Genomic DNA, 1,407 nt, shown 5'->3' with positions numbered 1-1,407 from the left:
TTTGGGATGCCAATGCCAGGGCGTAACCAGGTGGGGGATTATCGATATGCCTACCAGGGACAAGAAAAAGACCCAGAAACTGGGAAGGAAGCGTTTGAGCTTAGGTTATGGGATAGCAGGATTGGACGATGGTTGACTACTGATCCAGCGGGACAATATGCATCACCTTATATGGCTATGGGTAACAATCCTATTGTTGGAGTTGATCCAGATGGCGCAAGGAATATACGCTTTGATGCAGATGGAAATTATATTGGAGTTGATCATGATGTTTGGTGGCATAATTTACTTTTTGGTAATAGAGGACAATATGCAGATGGAAATGATGGGTGGGCTAATTTTCATTTCGCAGACCCCGATGGTGATTATGAAAGCATAAAGAGTGGGGAATTAACAAAATTAGTTTTCACCAATGAAAATGAACTTCAGAGATTTATAGAAAAATCTGGTGGTTTTGATGAAACGAATAGAAAAACTCCTATTGATTATTTAAAGACAGAAGGTGTTGGTTTTGGGAAGTTTGATTTTGCATATATCGCCGCTGAATATTATGGTGCCAAATACAATTCAGATCCTTGGAAAAATATATATTTAGTAAAAGATAAAACTTTTGCAGTAGCTCATAACCCTAAAAACTTTGGAAATTTTCTATTTGGAGCAGGAGCCTATAGTTTAGGGGTTTCAGAACTTGTAGCGAAGTTAGGGGCTCATTATAATAGTGTTTTTAATCCAGACACAAACGGATATAATCCACAACTTGATTCATCAGATGATCAAATGTCAATAGGCTTAGGAGTTTGGCATGCTCATCATAACAATTACCACAATATCATTAAAAATTGAAAATGTTTAATAAATATATTATAATAATTTGTGTAGCTCTTTCTTGTAGCCCTGATGTAAATTATAAAGACTTCATAAGCAAATATGAAAATGAGAATGTTAAATTCTCTAAAAATACTCATATTATTTATAGAGGAAAAGATGTTTATGAAAATAATTTATTTGCTTACTATCAAAAAGGAAATGATTCTTTAGCTACAATATTGAAAATTCTTTATAAGAATAACAATACTATCGAGATTTTAGATAAGCCTTTGTCAAATAGAATAATTGACATCTACAAAATAAAGGAAGAACTTGACCTTTTTTTAAAACTAAAAATAAAATCATTGAATGTTAGTGATTTAGGTTGCATAAAAATTAATCTTGATGATGATGATCATTTCGATTTAATCTGGGTTTCTAATCCATCCTTATTGAACGACAATCAAAAATTAAATTTTCTTTGGGTGAAAGAAAATTGGTATTTAATTAAATGAACCCCGGCTAGCGCCAGAATGTTTCTGGTGCCCGCTCCGCAAAGTCTCCCGACTTTGAGGAATGATTAAAGACGGTAGGTCAAAA

At 33.5% G+C, this 1,407-nt stretch carries 2 protein-coding genes; both read left to right on the top strand.

Going from position 1 to position 1,407, the window contains the following annotated elements; translation table 11 throughout:
• Window positions 1-843, top strand: an 843-nt coding sequence (locus ACZIYX_RS23945) for an RHS repeat domain-containing protein (RefSeq protein WP_462684777.1), incomplete at its 5' end; no start/stop codon positions are given.
• 2 nt (window positions 844-845) lie between these two features.
• A complete protein-coding gene (locus tag ACZIYX_RS23940) occupies window positions 846-1,322 on the top strand; it encodes a hypothetical protein (RefSeq protein WP_462684776.1) in 477 nt (158 codons plus the stop codon).
• The last annotated feature ends 85 nt before the right edge of the window (window positions 1,323-1,407 follow it).

It is taken from the genome of Aquimarina sp., assembly GCF_977115655.1.
The sequence above is the reverse complement of the archived record's forward strand: the minus strand, read 5'-3'. Positions and strand labels throughout refer to the sequence as shown.

Coding starts and splice junctions, on each gene's coding strand:
- ACZIYX_RS23940 (WP_462684776.1), top strand. CDS start 846: ATGTTTAATAAATATATTATAATAATTTGTGTAGCTCTTTCTTGTAGC.